At 67.9% G+C, this 21,083-nt stretch carries 13 protein-coding genes and 1 pseudogene; 7 read left to right on the top strand and 7 right to left on the bottom strand.

The window, feature by feature from the left end:
* Positions 1–79: 79 nt before the first annotated feature.
* From SACTE_RS25165 to SACTE_RS25135, 6 genes are all read right to left on the bottom strand, one after another.
* Positions 80–298 carry an MbtH family protein gene (locus SACTE_RS25165; protein ID WP_014048829.1) on the bottom strand — a complete coding sequence of 73 codons (219 nt, stop codon included), beginning with the start codon at positions 296–298 and terminating at the stop codon, positions 80–82.
* Positions 299–861: 563 nt separating this feature from the next.
* Entirely contained in the window at positions 862–1,467 is a 606-nt protein-coding gene (locus SACTE_RS25160; protein ID WP_014048828.1) for a DUF4126 family protein, read from the bottom strand.
* On the bottom strand, positions 1,464–1,931 hold the full coding sequence (locus tag SACTE_RS25155; RefSeq protein ID WP_014048827.1) for a hypothetical protein: 468 nt from the start codon (positions 1,929–1,931) through the stop codon (positions 1,464–1,466). Before SACTE_RS25155 ends, SACTE_RS25160 begins: the two co-directional genes overlap by 4 nt.
* 312 nt (positions 1,932–2,243) lie before the next feature.
* Entirely contained in the window at positions 2,244–2,717 is a 474-nt protein-coding gene (locus SACTE_RS25150) for a hypothetical protein (protein ID WP_014048826.1), read from the bottom strand.
* A gap of 51 nt (positions 2,718–2,768) precedes the next feature.
* Complete coding sequence (locus SACTE_RS25145; RefSeq protein ID WP_014048825.1) at positions 2,769–3,881, bottom strand: ABC transporter substrate-binding protein; 1,113 nt, start codon at positions 3,879–3,881, stop codon at positions 2,769–2,771.
* A gap of 586 nt (positions 3,882–4,467) precedes the next feature.
* The gene (locus SACTE_RS25135) at positions 4,468–4,890 is read right to left on the bottom strand and encodes a helix-turn-helix domain-containing protein (RefSeq protein WP_014048824.1); all 423 of its coding nucleotides are present in this window, start codon (positions 4,888–4,890) and stop codon (positions 4,468–4,470) included.
* An 85-nt stretch (positions 4,891–4,975) separates the two neighbouring features.
* On the opposite strand from SACTE_RS25135, the gene SACTE_RS25130 reads away from it, so the two are divergent.
* From SACTE_RS25130 to SACTE_RS25120, 3 genes and pseudogenes are all read left to right on the top strand, one after another.
* Positions 4,976–5,791 (top strand): NAD(P)H-binding protein, encoded by an 816-nt coding sequence (locus tag SACTE_RS25130; RefSeq protein WP_014048823.1) that lies wholly within the window; start codon positions 4,976–4,978, stop codon positions 5,789–5,791.
* A gap of 5 nt (positions 5,792–5,796) precedes the next feature.
* Positions 5,797–6,648 (top strand): annotated as a pseudogene (locus SACTE_RS25125) (leucine zipper domain-containing protein).
* Positions 6,649–6,895: 247 nt separating this feature from the next.
* Entirely contained in the window at positions 6,896–7,786 is an 891-nt protein-coding gene (locus tag SACTE_RS25120) for a LysR family transcriptional regulator (protein WP_014048822.1), read from the top strand.
* A 205-nt stretch (positions 7,787–7,991) separates the two neighbouring features.
* On the opposite strand, the gene SACTE_RS25115 is transcribed toward SACTE_RS25120, so the two are convergent.
* The gene (locus SACTE_RS25115; RefSeq protein ID WP_106707963.1) at positions 7,992–9,731 is read right to left on the bottom strand and encodes a VCBS repeat-containing protein; all 1,740 of its coding nucleotides are present in this window, start codon (positions 9,729–9,731) and stop codon (positions 7,992–7,994) included.
* 1,596 nt (positions 9,732–11,327) lie between these two features.
* Here SACTE_RS25115 and SACTE_RS35190 point away from each other — a divergent pair.
* The 4 genes from SACTE_RS35190 (at position 11,328) to SACTE_RS25095 (ending at position 21,082) form a co-directional block, all read left to right on the top strand.
* Positions 11,328–13,376, top strand: a complete 2,049-nt coding sequence (locus tag SACTE_RS35190; protein ID WP_202434920.1) for an FG-GAP-like repeat-containing protein — start codon at positions 11,328–11,330, stop codon at positions 13,374–13,376.
* A 484-nt stretch (positions 13,377–13,860) separates the two neighbouring features.
* Entirely contained in the window at positions 13,861–19,074 is a 5,214-nt protein-coding gene (locus SACTE_RS25105; RefSeq protein WP_202434950.1) for a DUF6531 domain-containing protein, read from the top strand.
* Positions 19,074–19,340: a hypothetical protein gene (locus SACTE_RS25100; protein ID WP_014048818.1), complete on the top strand. Its 267-nt coding sequence runs from the start codon at positions 19,074–19,076 to the stop codon at positions 19,338–19,340. Before SACTE_RS25105 ends, SACTE_RS25100 begins: the two co-directional genes overlap by 1 nt.
* Before the next feature lie 1,211 nt (positions 19,341–20,551).
* Positions 20,552–21,082 carry a hypothetical protein gene (locus tag SACTE_RS25095; RefSeq protein WP_014048817.1) on the top strand — a complete coding sequence of 177 codons (531 nt, stop codon included), beginning with the start codon at positions 20,552–20,554 and terminating at the stop codon, positions 21,080–21,082.
* Position 21,083 lies beyond the last annotated feature (1 nt).

Raw genomic sequence — 21,083 nt, 5'->3', positions numbered from 1 at the left:
ACAGACGGAAGTCGATCAGGCCAGAGGCGGCGGCACCTCGCCGACCTGAGGCGACTCCGTTCGCCGGCCCAGGGCGGCCCTAGCCGGCGTCCGCCTCCGTCGCCCGCACCAGACCGGCGGGGCGCATATCGGTCCAGACGCTCTCGACCGCCTCCAGACACTCCTGGCGCGACCCTTCCCGCCCCTCGATACGCCAGCCACCCGGGATGTCGATGTGCGCGGGCCAGAGCGAGTACTGGCCCTCCTCGTTCACCAGGACCACGAACCGCCCCGACTCGTCATCGAAAGGATTGGTCATGACCGTCCCCCACCTGTTCTGTTCCTGCTCTTTTCCACGGCACGTTCATCGATCGTTCACGCGTATCCGCACCGAATTGCTCGGCAGCCTCACCACCGAGCAATCCCCACGTGGTGGGTCTCGACCCCATGGGCGGAGATACGTTACGCCTCCGGATTCGACGGCGCACCGGCGACCGCGCCGGGTTCCTCCCGGCTTCCCCCGTACACGCCAATCACACTAGAGGACCCCAGGCGGCTGTAGATGCGAATTCGCCTGCTTACTTATGAGTACTTAATCGAACACCGAAAAATCAGCCTCGCCGGGGACATATGCCAACCCTTGCCTAAGGGAAACAATCAGCCACCCGATGTCCGCATCATCCCACTATCACCTCATATGAACCATGGCATTCCGGATAACCGCCGGCGTACGCCCGCAGAGAGCGCAGCACACGGAGATCGCCTCGCGCTCCCATGCGCCGGGCGCGTGCGCCCCGCGCACCGGCCGCCTGTGCCACGGACGGGCACCGGCCGCCTGTTTCACGGACGCGAGGCGCGGGGGCGCGAGGCCTTGCCCCGCCGTCAGTCGCCGGGCCGGTCGGGGTACGCCTGCGTCCGCGACGCCTCGGCGCCGTCGGGAGCGTCGTCGACACCGGGAGCACCGGCCCCTACGAGCTCCGAGTCGTCACGGGGGCGGCCGCGGCCGTGCGGCGGGCGGACGGCGTCGGCGCAGGCGGCCCAGGCCAGGGCCGCGGCCAGAACGTCTTCGGCGGCAGCGGCGACGGCGTCGGTGCGGGCACCCGCCGTCCGGCGCCATCGAACTCCGGCCACCGCGAACGCACCGGCCGTGGCGGCCCCGGCCACCGCGGCGGCGATGGGCGGAACGGCCGGGCGCCGGCGCCCGGCCAGCGCCACGCCGGACAGGGCGCCCAGCACCAGACGGGGAATTAGACCTGCGGGAGCGAGACGGCTCGGGGTGCTCGGCGCCTTGTCCGCGACGAACTCCCCGGCGGCGGCGGCCAGCACGGCCCCGCGCACCCACGGCCGGGACAGCAACCGCTGCGCCGCGAAAGGGGTTTCGCCGGGCCGGGCACTCAAGGAGACCGCGGCGATCCCCCACTGGCTGCGCAGGCCGCTGACCGCGCCGATCAGTCCGGCCCTGGCGAGCGCCCCCACCGCCGGGTTCACGACCGGTCCTCCCCGGCCGTCACGACGGCATAGGTCACGAGCCCGTAGACGAGGTGCGGCACGGCGTCCGACACCCAGTCCTTGGCCGACCAGGTCGTCGGGTCACTCACGCGCAGTCCCGCCATGGGCAGGTCCGTCGCGGCCATGGCCAGGGCGCCGGTGACCACGCCGCCCAGCCACCACGGCAGGCGGACGCCCACACGCCGTAGCGCGGAGACGGCCACTCCGGTTCCACAGCCCACGGAGATCCCGGACAGGGCGCCGAGCCCGGTGAGCCGGTTGTCCCGGGTGTCCCCCGAACCGGTGACCGGATGCCCCACAGCCTGGGCGAGCTTCTCCACCACCTGGGCGGGGGCATCGCTGGCACCCCTCCCCCGCCACGCCATGTCGGCGTAGGTGACGGCGTTCAGTACGGTCGTTCCGGCGGCGCCGGCGACGCCACCTCGCACAAGGTTCTGAATCATGCTGGACTCGATTCCCTTGCTGATATGTCTGAAACATGATGATCTGCACCGTCAGGCGCCCATCCGGGGCCGCCCTCCGAGGCCCGCCGGGGAGTGCACACGGCGGTGACGCCGCGGCGGGGCGGTGGTGCCTCCCGCGCGTGCCCCGCCGTACCGGCCCCATGCGGCGGCGCCGGTCAGGGCACCGACCGCGGACGGCGAGGCCGGAGGCCGGCACACCGGGCAGCCGCCACCGCCCGCGTACGACGCGGAAACGACGGAGCCCGGGCGACCTGACCGTGGCCGTACGGACCACGGTTCGCCGGAAGGTGATCAGCGTTCCGGGAAGGCGCCCAGGGCCTGGTCCCACCCGTCGGCCGCCCGAAGCACCGCAGACGTGTCCAGCCGCACGTCCAGGGCGTACTGGTACACGTCCTCGTCCCGCCACCCCGGGGGAGCTGCCGCCAAGGACAGGTGTACGCGAAGCACCGCCCCGTCCTCGGTCCGGTCGACGAGGTCGAACGCCAGGACGGGTTCGAGGAACTCCAGGCCGGGGGAGGACTCCTCACCGTCCTCCGGTCGGGCCACAGCCACCCGTCCCGCTGCGACCGCGCGGAGCCAGTGAGCGATCTCGCGCGCCTCCTGGGTCAGCAGGCAGGGATCGGCGAAGGCCCATCGACCGCCGGGGGTGGTGACCGACCCCGCGATGACCAGCCAGTTGTCGTCGTAGGGGTCACCGCTGGCGGTGGGGAACTGGTAGCGCAGCGGACGAAGGCTGACGCCGTTGACGTGGTCACTCAGTCGCACGGCAGCAGGTTGCCCTCCTCCGGTGCGCCACCGGAAGCCCGGGCTCACCTGTCAGCCGGCGTGGAGGACGCGAAAGCGATCGGGGTCGGCCGGGTCCCGGTCGACGACCTGGACGGGTGCCCAGGCCCATTGCCGTACGCCGACACCCGGCGTACGGGAGAACCGGATCGGCCCACGGGTGCCCTCGACCGCCACGCCGGGCCATGCCGCGGCGACGGCCGAGCGGTCCGTCCCGTGGGACCGCAGTACCGCCGCCATGACGGCGACGGTGTCCCACCCCTCGAAGGCGACGAAGGAGGGCGCCTCGCCCAGCCGTTCGCCCAGCTCCCTCCGGACGCGTTCGCCGAGCGGGCCGAGGCGCTCGGGCAGATAGCGGAGGAACGGGATCCCTGCCCCTTCCCCGCCCAGCGCCGTGAGCCATTCGGTGAGCTCCGGCTGTCCGGCAGGAGCACCGATCAGGATCTTCCCGAGTCGTCGGTCGCCCCGGACGGCCCTGACGATCGGCACCGCCGGTTCCGGATGGCCGACCAGCAGCAGGAGCGCCGTCGCACCGTGGTCGACGAGCGCGTCGCACAAGGCGTCCGGGGTGAGTGCGTTCGCGTCGAGTTCGAGGACGCTGCCGCCGTGGGCGGCGAGGTGGTCCCTCAGGATGCGGGTGCCGGACGCCCAGTAGACGCTCGGCTGGGTCGCCACGGCGATCCGGCGTCGGCCGGCGCCCAGGAGGAAGTCCGCGTAGATCCGCCAGCCGTGGGACTGAGCCGGTGCCAGGCGCGCGACCCACTCGGTCGGTTCCTCGGTGAGCGTGTCGAGCACGGCGGACGAGCAGAGGAACGGCACGCCGAGGGCGTCGGCCCGGGTGGCGGCGGCGCGGGCGACGACGCTGTGGTACTCGCCCACCACCGCGGCCACGCCCAGAGCGGCCAGTTCGTCCACGGCCGCCGCGGCCCGCTCCGGATCTGCCGCGGTGTCCCGGACCACCAGTTCCAGTGGTCTGCCGTCGATCCCGCCGGCGCCGTTGACCTCACGGACGGCCAGGTCGAGTCCCGCGAGGAGGTGTCGGCCCGACTCGGCCCAGCCGGGCCGTGTCAGGGGCGCGAGGGCGCCGAGACGGACGGAGTACCCATCTGCGTGCTCGGCTCCGGACGGCAGCGGTGGCGTGTTCATCGGGCGGCGTCTCCCCTCGGACGATGCGGTCGCGGTCCGCCCGGCTCCGCGCCGGGCGGGGCCGGCGGTTCGCGTCTCCCCCGTCTCACCGAGGCGGACGCGCCCGCGTGATCTCGCCGGTCATTGGACACACCACCACCGCCGACGGGCAACCGGTTATGTGCGAGACGGCCACGACCCGCCCGGTCAGGCTCAGCAAGCCTGCACCCGCTGGTCGGTCCGGCAACTCACCGACCACCTGCGGCGCGACGTCGCCCGTCCGATACAGATCGGCCGCGAGGCCTTGCAGACGCTGCTGGTCCGCCGCGGAACCACCTTCCAGCGCACGAGGAAGGAGTCCACTGCCCCTGGCTTCGACGCCGAGCTGGACCGGACCGAGTACGCGCTACCCCGGCGCCCCGACCGCACCTTCACCTCGACGAGTACGGACCGCTCGGCGTCCCGACCGACCGCCGGCTCCTGCTGGGCCGAGCGGGGCGGCCCGACCGGCTGCCGGCGGCCTTCCACCGCACTCATGGAGTCACCTGCCTCCACGACTCCTGATGAGCCTCGTTGTTGCGGGTCATGACGTTGTTGACGCCGATGGTCATCGGATCTCGTTGTCGGGATGCTGCGCGTCGTAAGCCTGGCGGGCTTGGGCGATGGTGTCTCGGTGCTCGAGTGACCAGTCGGCCAGTGCCTTGACGAGGTGGGTCAGGCTTGCGCCGGTCTCGGTGAGTCGGTAGTCGACCTGGGCAGGCACGGTTGGGTAGACGGTCCGCATCACCAGTCCGTCGCGTTCCAGCCGGCGCACGGTCAGCGTCAGCATCCGCTGGGAGATTCCGTCGATGGCGCGCTGGAGTTGCCGGAAGCGCCGCGCCCCGTTCGCAAGCTCGACGATCACGAGGACCGACCACTTGTCGCCCACGCGGTCGAGAACGTCGCGGATTCCGCAGTCGGGGTGGTCCGGTTGCCCGCACGGTTCCAGCGCTGCGGGGCCAGCGGTTACATCGGTGTGCGTCACTGACATGGAACTGCCTCCTTGTGGGCCGACCGCGGTCGGTTCAGGATCGCCGTAGTTACTGAAGAGAACCACGGTAGGAGATTGAACGACAGTGATCATGGTGACCGGCGCGAACGGACAGCTTGCCTCCCTCACGCTCCAGGAGTTGGCCGACCGGAAGGTGCCCGCTCTGGGCGGCAGCCGAACACCCGCCGTCGGGCAGCGCCGACTGGACTTCGACGACCGGACCAGCCTGGACCTCACCGGTGTCTCGACGCTGGTCTTGGTCTCGGCCGGGTATGCGGAGGACGACCAGGTCATCGCTCGTCACCGGGCCCTTCTTGACGCTGCGGTCCGGGACGGCGTCGCGCACGTGATCTACACCAGCCTGACCGGCGCCGGGGATCATCTTGGGTTCGCGCTCGCCCACCGCGCCACTGAGGACCTGGTCAAGGCCAGCGGTCTCGGATGGACGATCTTGCGCAATGGTCTCTACGCCGAGCTCTTCGGAGGGTTGTTGACGTGGACACCCGATGGCCTGGAGTCAGCTTTTGGTGATGGCGCTCTCTCTGCGGTGGCTCGGGCGGACCTGGCCGCAGCCGCAGCCGTCGTTGCCAGCCACCCGACCGCGCACGTCGACAAGACCTATGACCTGGTCGGCGACCCGATCACCGCCGGTGACGTCGCCGAACGTCTCGACGTCGCCCACCGAGCGATCGGGCTCAGCGAGTACCGCGCCCGGCTCCTCGCGGACGACGCACTGCTGCCGTTCCAGCCGCCGATGCTCGCCTCGATCGCCAGCAGCGTCCGCCATGGGTTCCTCAGCAACTCCAGCCCCGACCTTGTGGGACTGCTCGACCGATCGCCCACCGATGCGCTGGCCGTCGCGGTGGACACCGCGGCTGCGATGCGTCCCGGAGCACGCTGACGCGGATGGTTCATCGCAACGCGCCGCTGTCCCTCGAAGGTCGTCGGCGGCTGGTCGAACGCTGCCGTACCCGTCCCATCACGCATGTGGCCGCCGAGATGGGCATCTCTCGTGCGTGCGCATCGAAGTGGGTCAACCGCCACCGCCAGGACGGGGAGCTCGGCCTCCTGGATCGTTCCTCGGCCCCTCACCGCCAACCGGCAGCAGTCTCTGCGGACGCCGTGGCACGGATCGAGGACCCACGGCGCACGCAGAAGTGGTCAGCCTCCTGATCGCCTTCGAACTCCGAGCCGAGGGCATCAAGGTCAGCTGTCGCACGGTCTCTCGTCACCTTCTCGCTCTCGGGCTGAACCGCCGCAAGTTCATTGACCCGAACGGCTCCTCAAACCGCGACCCACGCAAGATCATCGCTCGGCGGCCAGGCCAAGGCAGCCGAACGTTCCAAGAGGAGGACGAAGCGGGGCGGCAACGTCTACCTGCACTCCGCGGTCGACGGTTACCCCCGACTCGCCTGCACCGAGGCTTTGCCTAACGAGAAAGCAGTTACTGCGATGGCATTCACGCACCGCGCCGAAGCCTTCCCACGGGCGCCGCCCGGCTCGCGTCACCAGCGGATGACGCCTTGCACGCCGCGCCACAACGGGAAGGTGGAGCGCTACGACCGGATCATCTCCGAGGAGTTCCTGTACGCCCGCACCTGGACATCAGAAGACCAACGCCGCGACGCTCTCGGCGTCTGGAACATCCACTACACCTACCACCGGCCCCACACCTCCAGCGGGAACCAGCCCCCGGCGGCTCGACTACGAGACGGCGTAACCAACGTCCTGACCTCGTACACCCAGTCAGCCACCTGAACCTCGTCGGCCTCCCTCTCACGAGGGGGGGGGACGAGGCGAGTGACAACGATGCCGGAAGCGGCCGAGGTTCAGGCTGCCCGCGCTCCCGCCTACGCCGTCGCGGAACGCCCCGCGTCCCCGAGCCGCACCACGCGTCCCTTCGGGCCGGGTGCCGCGACCGGGTGAGGCGAACGTGTGAACACCCGCCGGTTCCGCATGATCAGATAACCGTGGAGTTGTCGGAGGCGGTTGTTGGGGGACGAAAGTGGAGCTGCGCGACATAGAGATCTTCTTGGCGCTGGCCGAGGAACTGCACTTCGGCCGGACCGCGGAACGCCTGCACGTGTCGCAGGCACGCGTGAGCCAGTCCATTGCCAAGCAGGAGCGGCAGATCGGCGCCCCTCTGTTCGCCCGGAGCAGCCGCCGCGTCGAACTGACGCCTATCGGTGCCCGAATGCGCGAAGACCTCAGCGCCGGCTACCAGCGGATACGTGATGGCATCCATGATGCGACCAACGCCGCCCGCAGTGCCGCGACCACACTCACTCTTGGCCTCCACGGTCCCCAAGCACACGACCAGGCCGACCTCTTGAACTTGTTCCGCAACCGCAATCCCGACGTCGAGCTGCGCATACGGGAAATGCTTTTCACCGACCCCTTCGGCCCGCTGCGCGACGGCACCGTTGAAGTCACATCCGCATGGCTGCCCGTCCGAGAGCCCGATCTCACCGTCGGTCCCGTGATCGACGCCGAACCACTGCTGCTCATGGTGGCCACCGATCACCCGCTGGCAGCTCGGGACGAGGTGGGCATGGAGGACCTCGCGGACTGGGTTCTTCCCTACTCCGGACCGCCCACGCCCGAATACTGGCTGCAGACTCTCGTCCCCACCCATACTCCCAGCGGTCGTCCCATCCGACGAGGACCGAAGGTCACCACCTTCCAGGAAGTCGCAGCGGCCGTCGCCGCAGGCCACGCCGTCAGTCTCGTCCACGGCGACGCCGCTCGCTATTACCGCTGGCCCGGCCTGCGCTACCTCCGCCCGTACGACGCACCGACAGGGGAATGGGCCCTGATCTGGCCCACAGCCCAGGAAACCGACGCCATCCGGGCACTGGCACAGGCCGCACGGGATACCGGCCCACGAACCGGCTGACTTGCCCACGAAGGCCCGCCGACACACGACAGCACCCGTCCGGGTGCGCCATGAGCTGTCCCGTAATACCTGGCGGGCGGCACAGGTGAGGTGGTAGATGAGCTATTTCCAGGTACCGCCATCAGACCTGAGCAGTTTGTTTTCAGGAACGGTGAGGTCGAAGGTGCGCAGGCATGTAAACGGTCAACGCTTTCGCGGTGCGGTGTCAGCCGAGTTTTACGTGTTCGCCCCACCATTGCTTGGCGGGAACGTTCCAGCTCTTGACGGGTGCGGCGAATTTGCCAGTGGTGTCCGACTTGAAGGTGAAGAGGGCGGCGCGGGCGTCGTCGTAGCCGTAGAAAGCGGCGACGTCGTCGCGGCCGTTCCCGTCGTAGTCACCCGAGACCAACTGCACGTGTTCCGGGTACCAGTTGCCCGGTGCGGTCTCCCACGACTTCCGGGGCGCGAGGAAGGTGCCGTCGGTGTCGCTGAGCCAGGTGAACATGGCGGCGGAACCGTCCGCGTAGTCATACATGGCGGCAAGGTCATCGCGCCCGTTGCCGTTGTAGTCACCCGAGGTGAGCTTGACACTCTCGAATGTCCAGTTCCCCGGAGAAACCGTCCACGACTTCGTCGGTGCACCGAACCCTCCACTGGAGTTCGCTATCCAGGTGAAGGCAGAAACCGTACCGTCGTCATAGCCGTAGAGAGCAGCCGCATCGGTACGGCCGTCACCATTGAAGTCGCCGCTGGTAAACTTGACGTGCTCGCCCCACCAGTACGCTTCGGGCACATTCCAGCTCTTGACCGGGGCCGAGAAACCACCGCCGGTTGCCGATGTGAAGGTGAACAGGGCGGCACGCCCGTCCGAGTAGCCGTAGAACGCGGCTACATCGTCGCGGCCATTACCGTCGAAATCCCCCGAGGCAAGCTGGACATGCTCGGGATACCAGTTGCCCGGTGCGGTCTCCCAGGACTTCCGGGGCGCCTGGAAAGTGCCGTCGGCATTGCTGGGCCAGGTGAACAGAGCGACAGACCCGTCCGCGTAGTCGTACATCGCCGCCAGTTCGGAACGACCGTCACCGTCGTAGTCACCGGCCGTCATCTTGACGCTCTTGAACGTCCAGTAATTGGGCTGCGACGTCCACGACTTCACCGGAGCCGCGAACCCCCCATCACTCTTGGCCAGAAACGTGAACAACGACACCGTGTGATCGTCATAGCCGTACAGGACCGCGACGTCATCACGCCCGTCACCGTTGAAGTCCGCATGCACCCGCTGCGACGGCTCCGCCACCGACACCTCAGGAACCGGGGCACTGTCGTCGACGATCTTCTTGTACCGCATCGGCTTGAACGTGCCGTAGCCCGAATAGTAGGGATACGGGATGGAGCGGTGATGCACGCCGCTGCCCGTGAACTCGTAGCCGGTGTAGGACGTGTGAGCCGAGTTCTCCCACTTCTCGAAGAGGGCTATGTGCCCGGAGTTACCGGCCGAGTCGTTGTTGAGTGCGTCGCCCGGCTTCAGGTCGTCCTTGGATATCCACTCCCCGTACCCGTTCGGAACGAAGGTGTTCGTGGCCTGCGAGCTCGACAGGCCCCAGGCCATGGAGACGTACCCGGAGCAGTCGGTGCGATAGCCGTCGTGGTACGCACCCTGGTTGTACGGGAGGCCCTTGCCCACCCAGCTCGCGGCGCGCTTGAGCGCCTCACTACGGGTGACCGGGGAATCCGCTGTCGCGCGGCTGCGCGCCCCCTCGTCCTGACGGGGTGTCACGGCTCCCTGGCCGCCGAATCTTCCTGTCCCCGGGTCGCTCTTCTGCGGAGAGTCGGTCATCGGGGCGGCAGTCGTGCCGGCCGGCACCGAAGCCGCAGCCGCAGCGCCGAAGACGACCGTACTCAGTACGGCAGCAACGGGCACGGTGAGGCGCCAGATGAAACGTTTTTCATTCGATCTAGGAGGCATCTTCTCTTTCTTTCCTCATGGCAACCGCATCTTGCTGATGCAATGTCCAGAACATGTCATGCTCCGTAACGGACTGAAGAGCATGCCGAATCAGAAAAGCCAAACGAGCGCTCGACACCGCGCGTGGGCAGGGTTTGGCAAGCGATGGAACGAGACGAGGCCGCCCGGGAAGAGCCGTTCAACCGCCCAGTGAGAACCCACGTCTCGCGCTTTGCCGACGAAACCGCCGATCACGGCGTCCGTAGGTCGGCCGGCGCGAATGGACTGCCGATATGCGCAAGCCGTCCTTGGCGACCAACTCGCCGCCCTGGTGCGCCCCTGCGGTTCCCCGCCCCATCCACATACGCCCTGAGGCAGCGGGGTGCCGGGACGCGGCTGCCGCCCCCTACGGTCCCTGCGTCGCCCAGCTGCCCGGCCGACGCCGCACAGGGCAGGAACGGCCAGTCCGCTCCGGGCGCGTTCGCGCAGATGTCGAACAGCCCGATACGCCGTCCGTCACCCAGAGTCAGCCGACACGTGGCCAGTCGTAGGCACCACCTGAGGAGGTGGTGAGTAACCAGAACTCGACGCTGCGGTGAGCCTGCAGACATGCATTACGAGCACTGTTCCTCCGACTTGTCTTCACATGCAACACAGGATCCGCACGTGGCGCGTGCCCCACGATGCGGCAGCGATCAGGCAGGAACAACAACCAGTTTGTAATAGACAGATAAGTCTGAGGTTATCCACGCAGGCCAGGGGCAACCGGCCGGTGGGCGCGTAGGTGACTGCGGCACTGCCCCGAGCGCGGCAAGGATCTGTCCGACGACACGGAGTCCAGCATCTGACGGCCGATGGAGTCCCGGTCACGCACCGGGGCCAGGGAGCCGTCGACGATCCACAAAACGGTCGCACCAACCGGCGGGCCACGGGCTGGAACGCGAGAAACGGGCCCAGCTTCTGGGCTACGCGACCCACCGCCGAGGACGCGACACCGAAGGGGGCGGCTTCCCCTCCGGTAAGCTTTCTGATCTGGGTCGTTGCTGATCGCGTTGGTTTGCCGGATCGTCGTGCCCACGGTCGGACATCGAGGTGGCGATGGTTTCGCGGCTGGAAGGAGAACGCTCAAGTCGACGCCAGCCCTGGTGGGGGCCGGCTGGTCCGCGAGCTCAGCCAGTGAGGTGACATGTACCACCGTCCAGGCTGGTAGTCGTCGTCGCAGAAGATCTTGGGCAGCGGTACTCTCCGCGCTTCGAGCTGAGTCGCAATCGCCATGACCTCCCACTGAAGTCTCCGGCTCCACGGCGAAGTTCGGGCAGGACTCACCACAGCGTTTGTGCTGCGATGCGGGAGCTGCCCCGTGCCGCAGTCGTCGGTGTCGAGTGCAGTCGCTCTTCGGCCATGGCTATTCGAACGGCCCGATACCGGCTGGTACAGGGTGCCGGGCTAGTGGTCGAATCGGCGCCGGAGTCGTCTCATCGAATATGCGTGCACTTTCTGGGGGTGGGGGCCCCTCACTTGAGGCGGCTGAGCGCAAGCGCGTCCGCGCAACGCGGGCGCGTCCGCTTCGTCGAGTGGCAGAAGCGGCAAGCAGCAACAAGGGGGATGAACAACCGGATGAAAAGACCCACGGGCATAGTCTGCGCCGCTGTCGTGTGCGCCCTGCTCGGTCTGCAGGCGGGTACCGGCAGCGTGAGCGCCCAGGTGCGCGGCGAACCGGTGGCGGTCGCTCCGGCCGGGGCCGCCGAGGACACCGAACTTCCTCAGGTCAGCGGCGTAGCTGCCGGAAGCGCCGACGCGGCGGGCAGTGGGGCACACGTGGCCACCGTGCGGGCAGTTGCCGAGAGGGGCCCCCGTCACGACTACAACCGTGACGGCCGAAGCGACATGGTGGCCTGGTACGACTACTCAGACGGCAGCGACGCCATGCACACCTTCGCAGCCGGCCCCGACGGCAGCCTCTCCGGGCCCCTCAAGGGGTGGGAGGCGACCGAGGGCAACTACTGGGCCGAGCACATGAAGTACGTCACCGGTGACTTCGACGGAGACGGGACGGGTGACGTCGCCGCCTTCTACGGCTACGACGACGGAAAGGTCTCCCTGTTCACCTGGCTCGGCAAGGGGGACGGGAAATTCGGCACCCGCCTCACCTCCTGGACCGTGGCCCCCGGAAACTGGACCTTCGACGCCATCACCGCCGAGGCCGGGGACTTCGACGGTGACGGCCGCGACGACATCGCCGCCTGGTACGACTACCGCAACGGCGACGACAAGCTGTTCACGTTCCTCGCCCGGTCCGACGGCGGCTTCGCCAGCCCCTTCTCGTCCTTCGCGCGCGCTGCAGCGGATGGGTGGGAGGTCGGGCGTATGAAGTTCGCCACCGGCGACTACGACGGCGACGGCCGCGACGACCTGGGTGTGCTGTACGGCTATGCCTCCGGCACCGTTACTCTGATGTCCTTCACGGGCGAGCCCGGAGGCGGGTTCGCCGAGCCGGTCCGCGGCTGGGAGTCCACCACCGGCTGGACGTTCAGCCGGGCGACCGTGCACTCCGGTGACTTCGACGGTGATGGTCGTGACTCCATCGCCGCCTGGTACGACTACGCCGACGGGCACGACGCCCTGATCGGCTTCGACCTCGACACCGAAGGTGAGTTCGGCAATCGCCGCGAAATCCTGAACAGGCCGGCGGGCTGGTACGAACGGTCCCGTATGAAGATGGTCACCGGCGACTACAACGGTGACGGCCGTGACGACCTCGCCACGGTCTACGGCTACACCGACCTCCGGTTGGGCACGGTGAAGACCATCACCTTCACCGCCCAGGCGGACGGAACCCTCACCGGAGACCTGCACGGCTGGGAAACCGAGACAGGCTGGACCTTCGACAGGATGCGTCTGGTCGAGCGCCACTCGGAAGGGCTGCCGATCTGCCCGACGGTCTTCGGACACGGCGGCTATCCGGCAGAAGCGCCGGGGTGGGAGCGGGACCAGATTCGCCAGCCGAACCACCCCACAGGGCTTGCCCAGCAGAAGAGCTGGGGAGCAGCCGGTGTGGAGGCCGACCTTCAGCTCACCAAGGACGGCACCAAGGGCGTGATGTGGCACAACAAGTCGACCAGAGGCCTGACGGGACCGACAGCCGACGCGAACGCGGTCTGGTGGGCCACCGGAGCCGACCAGCTCAAGGACCGGACCATCGACCGAGGCCCGTACAAGGGTGAGACCGTGTACACCTTCCGGGAATGGCTCGACAGCGCCAGAAGCCAGAACATGGCCGCCCTCGTCGAACTCAAGGGTGAGGCCGGGCAGTCACTCCTCAACAGTGACGCCACCATCCGCGAGACCGCATGGAACGAGGTCATCGCCCCCATCAAGCAACGGATCGCCTCCCAGCAGATCATGATCTACACGGGGAGCGACAACGTCGATCTGAAGGCCGCGCTCAAGCAGCGAATCGAGGCGGCGGGCCTTGGCATCACGCTCAGGAACCACCCGCGCTGGGTCGACGGGATCGGCTGGGAGGAGCCCGCCCCGGCGGCCTCCGGCAACTACGCGACGTGGCTGAACAGGCTGAGCCGTTACGGTCTGCCGACCACCTCGGTACCGATGGCCACCACCTGGCCGAAGGAGCTGAAATCCTGGCTGAGCGGCAGATGCGTCTGACACTCGAGGCGCACCTTGACTCCCCCGCCAGTCGCCGCAACCACGCCGGTCTCGGATAGGAAACCCAGGCTTGGCCGGCTGCTCTCCGGGTGTTCAACTACCGCTTCCAGGGCAGGAAGGCGTGTTCACGCCAATCGCTCATCAAGGGACGGCTGGGTGACCATCCGGCCAGGGGACACTCCGGGCGCCGTTCGGTGCGACGCGTCGGGATCCAGCCCCATTCGCTGTCGTGCGTTAGTTCGATCCATTTTTGGATCAAGCATCACCCCGACTCTGTTCACGACCTACTCACGGGTGATGCACGGTGCACACACAAGCACGAAGACTCCTCACCACACTCCTGGCCTTGGCGCTCCTAGCCGTCCCAGGGGCCATCCCCTCCTGGGCCTCCCCCGGAGGCCAACAGGCCTCTGTACCCCCGTCGGCTGCCACAACGACGGCCGCCGTGAGAACCGCGTCGGACCTCCCGAAGCCGCCCAAGGCCATGACGCTGGCCGAGAGACGCCAGCAGGTGAAGCGGGACCGGGGCCAGCTGTCGCCCATGCACAACTACATCGACCCGCGCGCGGAAAAGCCGTCCGGGACACCGCACCCCCGTCCCACCGAGCCCGCCGACCGAGGCCCGGCCGCCAACGGATCGGCAGCTCCGTTCGACGCACAGGCCACAGGGAATCCCTCGTGGGTCAGCGCGTACGCCACTGCTTACCCGGCGATGTTGTCGATCGGCGGGCAGTTGCAGCTGCCGACGGGCACGGCGGCATCCCAGGTGTCCGGGATGTGGCTCTACGTCCGCGACGAGGCGGGGAACTTCGTCCTCCAACAGGAGATCAAGCGCTCCACCGGTGACCCTTCGGGCCGCTATCTCGACAACGGCGCCTGGTGCTACGGATGGTGGCCAGGCAACGCATACCCCGCCGACCAGTGCTTCTGGTGGAGCGGCAGCACGCTCGGGGGGCATCTCGAGGACGGCAAGAAGTACTACGCCTGGATCTTCCTCACCGGCGCGGACGGGTCCTCGAGTCCGGACGGAACCACCTCCCCCCTGGTGGAAGCCTTCTACACGCCTGACATCCCTGGAGCGCAGGCGGGCATCTGCACCTGCTACGCGCAGGCTCACCGTGCGGACCCGGTCAACACGGCGACCGGCATGTTCTTCGAACAGCTCACCGATGCGTCCCTGGTCGGCCCAGGTGTGCCCCTAGCCCTGGAACGCACATACCGTTCCGACTCGACCGCGGCGGGCCTGCTGGGCCGAGGCTGGGCGACACCGTTCGACTCGAAGCTCACAGTCGCGACGGGAAAGGCCACCTACCGGGCGGACGACGGGGCGTCGTTCGTGTTCACGCAGAACGGCGACGGGACGTACAAAACCCCGGCCGGGTCGGCGGCCAAGCTGGTCAAGGGGACCAGTGACTACGTCCTGACCACGCCCGACCACACCAAGCGGACCTTCACCAGCGGTGGTCAGCTCACCTCCGTCGTGGACAAGGCAGGGAAGGGGCTGGGCCTGACGTACGTGTCCGGCAGGCTCGCCTCCGTCAAGGACGCCGCCGGACGCACGACGACGTTCACGGTCGGTGCCGACGGGCTGCTGACCAAGGTGGCCCTGCCGGACACTACATCGGTGTCCTACGGCTACACCGGTGGTCTGCTGACCTCGGTGACCGATCCCGCCGGAAAGACCTCTTCGTACACGTACGACGCGAACAAGCGGCTGTCGTCCTACACCGACCCCGCGGGCGGCAAGGTCAGCAACACCTACGACACCGCAGGCCGGATCGCTTCCCAAACCGACCAGAACACCAAGACGAGCACGTTCACCTGGGACGGCAGCCGCGAGTCGCACACCACGGCGCCCGACGGCGGCGTGTGGACCGACGTCTACTCCGGCAACGTCCTCATGTCGACCATCGACCCGTACGGCAAGAGCATCACCTACGACTACGACCGCAATCTGCGGCCTGTCGGCATCACCGACCAGCGCGGCAACACCACGTCGATGACGTACGACAGCGCCGGCCGCATGCTCACGCGCAGTTCGCCGTCGGGGCTCGGCTACAAGGAGATCTGGACATACGACTCCTCGGGCAACATCACCAGCCACACCGACGGCCGCGGCAACAAGACGACCTACGCGTACAACACGTCCAACCAGCTGACGACCACCACCGACCCGCTCGGCGGCACCACCGCCTACACGTACACGACACTCGGCGCCGTCCAGACGGTGAAGACACCACGCGGCAAGGTCACCACCTACGGCTACGACACAGCCGGTAACCGCACCTCGGTGACCACACCCCTGGGTGAGAAGGCGACGTTCACCTACGACGCGGCCGGGCGGATCCTGACCAAGACGGACCCGCGCGGCAACGTCACCGGCGCCGACGCCACCGCCTACACGACGACGTACGCCTACGACGGGCGCGGGCTGCTCAGCTCGGCCACCGACCCGCTGGGCCGCACCACGGCCTACACCTACAACGGCGCGGAGCAGCTCCTCACCGCGGAGAACCCCGACGGCGAGACCACTGCATTCGCCTACGACGACGCCGGGCACCTGACCAGGACGACAGACGCGGCGGGGAAGTTCGTCACCCGCACCTACAGCGCCGCCGGGTACCTCGCCTCCGAGACGAACGCTGCCGGTAACAAGACCACCTACACCTACGACAAGGTGGGACGCCTGCTCACCAGCGTCTCCCCGCGCGGCAACGTCACAGGCAATGACCCGGCCGCATATACGACGAGCTACGCCTACGACGCCGCAGGCAACAGCACCAAGGCCATCGGTCCCACCGGCGCGTTCACCACCACGACCTACGACGCGATCAACCGGCCGCTGGTGAACACCGACCAGCTGGGCCACACCACCGGCTACACGTACGACGCCAACGACAACGTCACCAAGGTCACCGACGCCGCAGGCAAGACGACTCTGTCCGTCTACGACAAGAACAATCGGCTCTCCAGCAGCACCAACCAGCTGAGCGAAACCAGCACCTACACCTACGACGCCGACGGGAACCTGCTCAGCAGCACCTCGCCCCTGGGCAACAAGGAGAGCTGGACCTACGACGACGACGGCCGCCAAGCCACGGCCGTGGACCCGCGAGGCAACGTCACCGGAGCCTCCCCCGCGCAGTACACCACCACCTACGGCTACGACACGGTCGGCAACGTGACCGCTGTGACCGACCCGCTCGGCAACGTGACCAGAACCGAGTACGACGCCGTCGGAAAACTCACCCGGAGCACGGACGCCGACCAGCGCGCCACCACCTACAGCTACGACAAGCTCGACCAGCTGACCACCGTCACCGCCCCCGGCGGCGCGGCCACCACCTACGGCTACGACACGGTCGGCAACATGACCGGTCGCACCGACGCCAACGGCCACGTCACTTCCTACGGTTACGACGCGGCGCACCGCCTGACATCGGTCACCGACCCGCTGGACCGGGCGACGTCGTACGCGTACGACGCGGACAGCAATCCGGTCAAGGTGACGACGCCCCGCGGCACCACCACCCGGACGTACGACGCCCGCGGTCTGATCACCAAGATCGACTACTCGGACTCCACGCCGGACGTCACCCTCGGCTACGACGACGCCGGGCAGATGACCGCCCGCGCCAACGCGAAGATCTCCGAGGATTTCGTCTACAACGCGGTCGGTGACCTCACCAAGACCCGCGGCTTCGCCTACACCTACGACGCCGCCGGGCAGATGCTCACCCGCAAGTACTCCGACGGCAACACCATCGGCTACACCTACGACAAGGACGGCCGCACCGCCACGATGACGGCCGACGGCACCACCACCACCTACACCTCCGACGCGGCAGGCAACCTCACCAAGACGGCGCTGCCCAACACGGAGACCGAGGAACGCACCTACGACCGAGCGGGCCGCGTCACCGCCGTCACCTCCACCAAGGCGGGCACTACGGTCACCAAGACCGCCCTGACCCTGTCGGCGGCCGGTCTGCCCACCCGCGTCGACGTCACCCGGGCCGGAGTCGGCACCGGCGGCTACGACCAGACCTACGACACCGCCGGCCGCCTGACCTCCGGCTGCTACCCCCAGCCCTGGATCACCGGCTGCGCCGCGACCCGCACCACGTCCTACACCTACGACAAGGTCGGCAACCGCCTGACCTCCACCCTCGGCACCACGTCAACCAACTACGCCTACGACGACGCCGACCAGCTCACCTCCACCACCGCCGGGGCCACCACCACCGCATACGAGTACGACGCGGAAGGCAACCAGACAAAGGCCGGCACCGACACCTTCACCTACGACCTGGCCGGACAGATCTCCTCCGCCACCGTCGCAGGCGCCGACTACGCCTACGACCACGACGCCGGCGGCAATCAGGTCGCCACGCTCCAGGACGGCACGGTCACCAGCCGGACCCAGTGGGACCCCAACGCACCACTGCCGATCCTCGCCACCGAGTACGACAGCGCCTGGACCGTCAAACAGTCCTACCGCTACGACCCCCTCGGCCAGCCCGCCGCCACCAAAACCGGCACGGGCGCGGTCTTCTACTACCACCACGACACCCAGGGCTCCCCGCTCGACGTCACCAGCAGCACCGGCGCCCTCCACCAGCGCTGGGCCTACGACCCCTACGGCACCCGCGTCCTGGGCACCGTCACCACCGGCGCACCCCCAAGCACCCCCACGTACACCGGTGCCCGCTATGAGGCAACCACCGGCAACATCGACCTCCACGCCCGCCAGTACACCCCCGCCACCGGCCGCTTCACCAGCACCGACCCGGCTGCGCGCGGTGCCTCGACTCCCTACGTATCCCCGTACGCCTACGCCGACAACAAGCCCACCGCGCTGACCGACCCGAGCGGCCTTGCTCCGGTTCCGGGCGATGACAACGGCAACGGACACGTCGACAGCCTCGGCGAGGGACTGAAGATCTTCGGCAACGGCTTCCTGCAAGGGCTCAAGATGCCCTTCGAGTTCCTCGGGGACGCCCAGGACGCCTTCACCGGCGCCAATGGAGGCGCCGGGGCGTTCGTCGACAAGTACCTCCCCGTCCGCCCCGCCTACCGCCTCTACCGCGCCGAGTACATGCTCCGCCAACAAGGCTGCGACGCACTCGCCGACCTCTACGCCGAAGCAGCTGACGAACTCACCCAACAGCTCGCCGTCACCGGACTCGGAGGACTGACCGGGTGGCGGCGAGCAGCCGTCGCTCCCGAGGCAACTCCTTTCAAGGTGGGGAACCTTAGATTCGGCCCCGGCGGCGGCGGCGTGACCTTGGGGCATGGGGGCATTCCCTACAAGACCCCCCTCACCCCACAGCTCAAGGCGTTGGTCAATCCGCAGGGCGGCGAGACGAACTGCCGTGCCTGCGCGGTGGCAGTCGATCGTCTGCTCGCCGACGGCGCTCCCTCCTCGGCTCCGGGCAAGCTGGGTGCCGGCTCGACTGCGCCGCTCGAAGCCCTGTACGGAGGGAGACAGTTCAAGTCGTCCACCATCTCCGGCATCGTCAATGAGATCAAAACCGCAGGGGAAGGCGCCAGAGGTATCGTCATGGGTCAGAAGGGCAGACAGGCCCATGTCTTCAACGTGGTAAACGTCAAGGGAGACGTCGTGTTCCTGGACGGCCAGTCGGGACATGCCAGCCTCTCGCCATGGCGGAACTTCTCTCTCCTGAGGACAGACTGATGCTGGACATCGAAGACGCTGCCGTGCTGGCCCAGAACTTTCTGGACCAGCAGGTCAGCCACGAAGGCATGACCTTCGCGCTTGTCGAAGGGGCACGCGCCCAAGTGGGGAACGACTTCTATTTCGACTGCCAGTCAGCTGCCTATCTCCGTGACGGAAACCCCCGGGACATGGCCGTCGGTACGGGCTACCTGCGCGTTGACGGGAAGACCGGAGAATGCCGACTACTGGGTGCAGTCGAGTCTGCGGAGCTCGACCTCTTCTGAACTGACGAGTCAAAGCACCCGCAGAGCGTCGCCAGGCAAGGCCCGTTGGCTGCGGCAATCGTGTGCCGCAGCCAACGGGCCGATGCCTTTGACCCAGCTCCCAAGGTGATCCCGGCTCCGCGTGCTGGCACAGCCGAAGGGGTCCTGCCGACCGGACCTTGGGCAGGGGCAAGGTCTCCGGTGCGAGCGTCCCACTGCACCACTGCACCGCTATGGGCTGTGGAGAAGCGCGGTAGACCTTGGCGAGACGGTCCGCCTGTTCGTTTCGTCATGTGCATCGGCTGTTCTGGATGCGCTCTCTGGGAATGCGGTCAGCCGCCACGCGACTGTGTGGGGAACCGGCAGTCGGCCCGAGGGGGTGCACGGTGGTCCCTGTACCGGCGTGGTTTGCTTCGCCTGCCGGATTCACTACATTCGGCGCTCTGGGGACTCGTCAGGGAGTCGCCAAGCGGCTGTTGCCAACCAGAGAGTGTTCCGGACGGCCAAGGCTTCATATTCAAGCGACAAGCGTCATATGAGCGTCAAGAGCCTCCGACCGAGAACCTTGAAGGCGTCGCCGACGCAAGGGCCTCCCGGTGAATGCGCAGGTCAGGGGCACTGGGGCGATCCGTCCCCTCCACCCGCCGCGCGGAGGGAAACAGGTCGAGCAACCCACCTGCACCACAAAACCTCAGGTCATACGCCCTTCGCCGCCGGCTCCAGGATCGCCACGCACTCCACGTGATGCGTCATCGAAAAGATGTCGGATAGGCCGGATTCCGAAGAACGGCAGGTCAGAGCTAGCTTCTCGGCTCACCAGCCTGCTTGCTGACGTCGAGAGCGTCAGACGAGCGTCACAAAGGACCGTTTCGCCCTCTGCCACGACGTACTCGCATGTGGCCCCTCGTGGGGAGGGATCAGCGGCGCTCCACGCGGCGAACGTCGGCCTGTTCAGCGTGGGGCCCTCTTGTCGAGCAGTGGGACGCGGTGACCGCTGGGCACCGTGTGTGGATGACCGGGGAGAGCGCGGTGGACTTGGAAGCAGCTCGGTGTACCGGCTGAGTCGCGGTGCCCGTTTTGGATACTTGACGCGGGCATTCCCTGGATCAGGTCGCCCAACGCTCTCCCCGGCACATCCGACTCCGTGGCCGAAAAGGATTCCGTCCTCGCAGCCCTCGCGGAGACTCCCGGACGATGATCAACACGGACAACGAGGAGAGGAAAGCGTGCCGATGGAGGCATTCACGTACGAGCCCGCCGCCGATCGGCTCTTCGGAGTGGTCCACATCGCGCTCGACCACGAGGGCGGGACACTGACGGTGAGCGGCGATGGGTTGCCGCGCACCGAGATCCGGCGGAGCGCCGGTACCCCGCCGGAAAGCCATGTGCCGATCGGTACGCGCGAACAGCGGCGGCTTACCCTGAGCGTGGACGGCGCGGACGAGGCCCTGCGCCCTGCGAAGGGCTTCCTGACCCGGCGTTCCTACCGGGTGGAGGTCGAATCCTCGGCGCGGGCACACGGGTATCTGCTGGTGCCGGACTCTCTGGGCACCAGCCGTCTGCTGCGCGACGGCCGTCTCCTTGGCGTCTTCACGTCGACCGGGGACGGGTCGGTCAGCGCCGAGTGGGAGGAGCCGAACAGCGGCGAGCACGCGGAGCCCCACGACGCCGCCGTGGGGTACGCGCTCGCCGCCGCCTTCGGGACGGGGGCCGAGCCGATGTGGAAGCTGACGCTGAACGCCTTGCTGGAGATGTGGCCGTGAG

This window comes from Streptomyces sp. SirexAA-E (assembly GCF_000177195.2).
Lineage (GTDB): Bacteria > Actinomycetota > Actinomycetes > Streptomycetales > Streptomycetaceae > Streptomyces > Streptomyces flavovirens.
The sequence above is the reverse complement of the archived record's forward strand: the minus strand, read 5'-3'. Positions and strand labels throughout refer to the sequence as shown.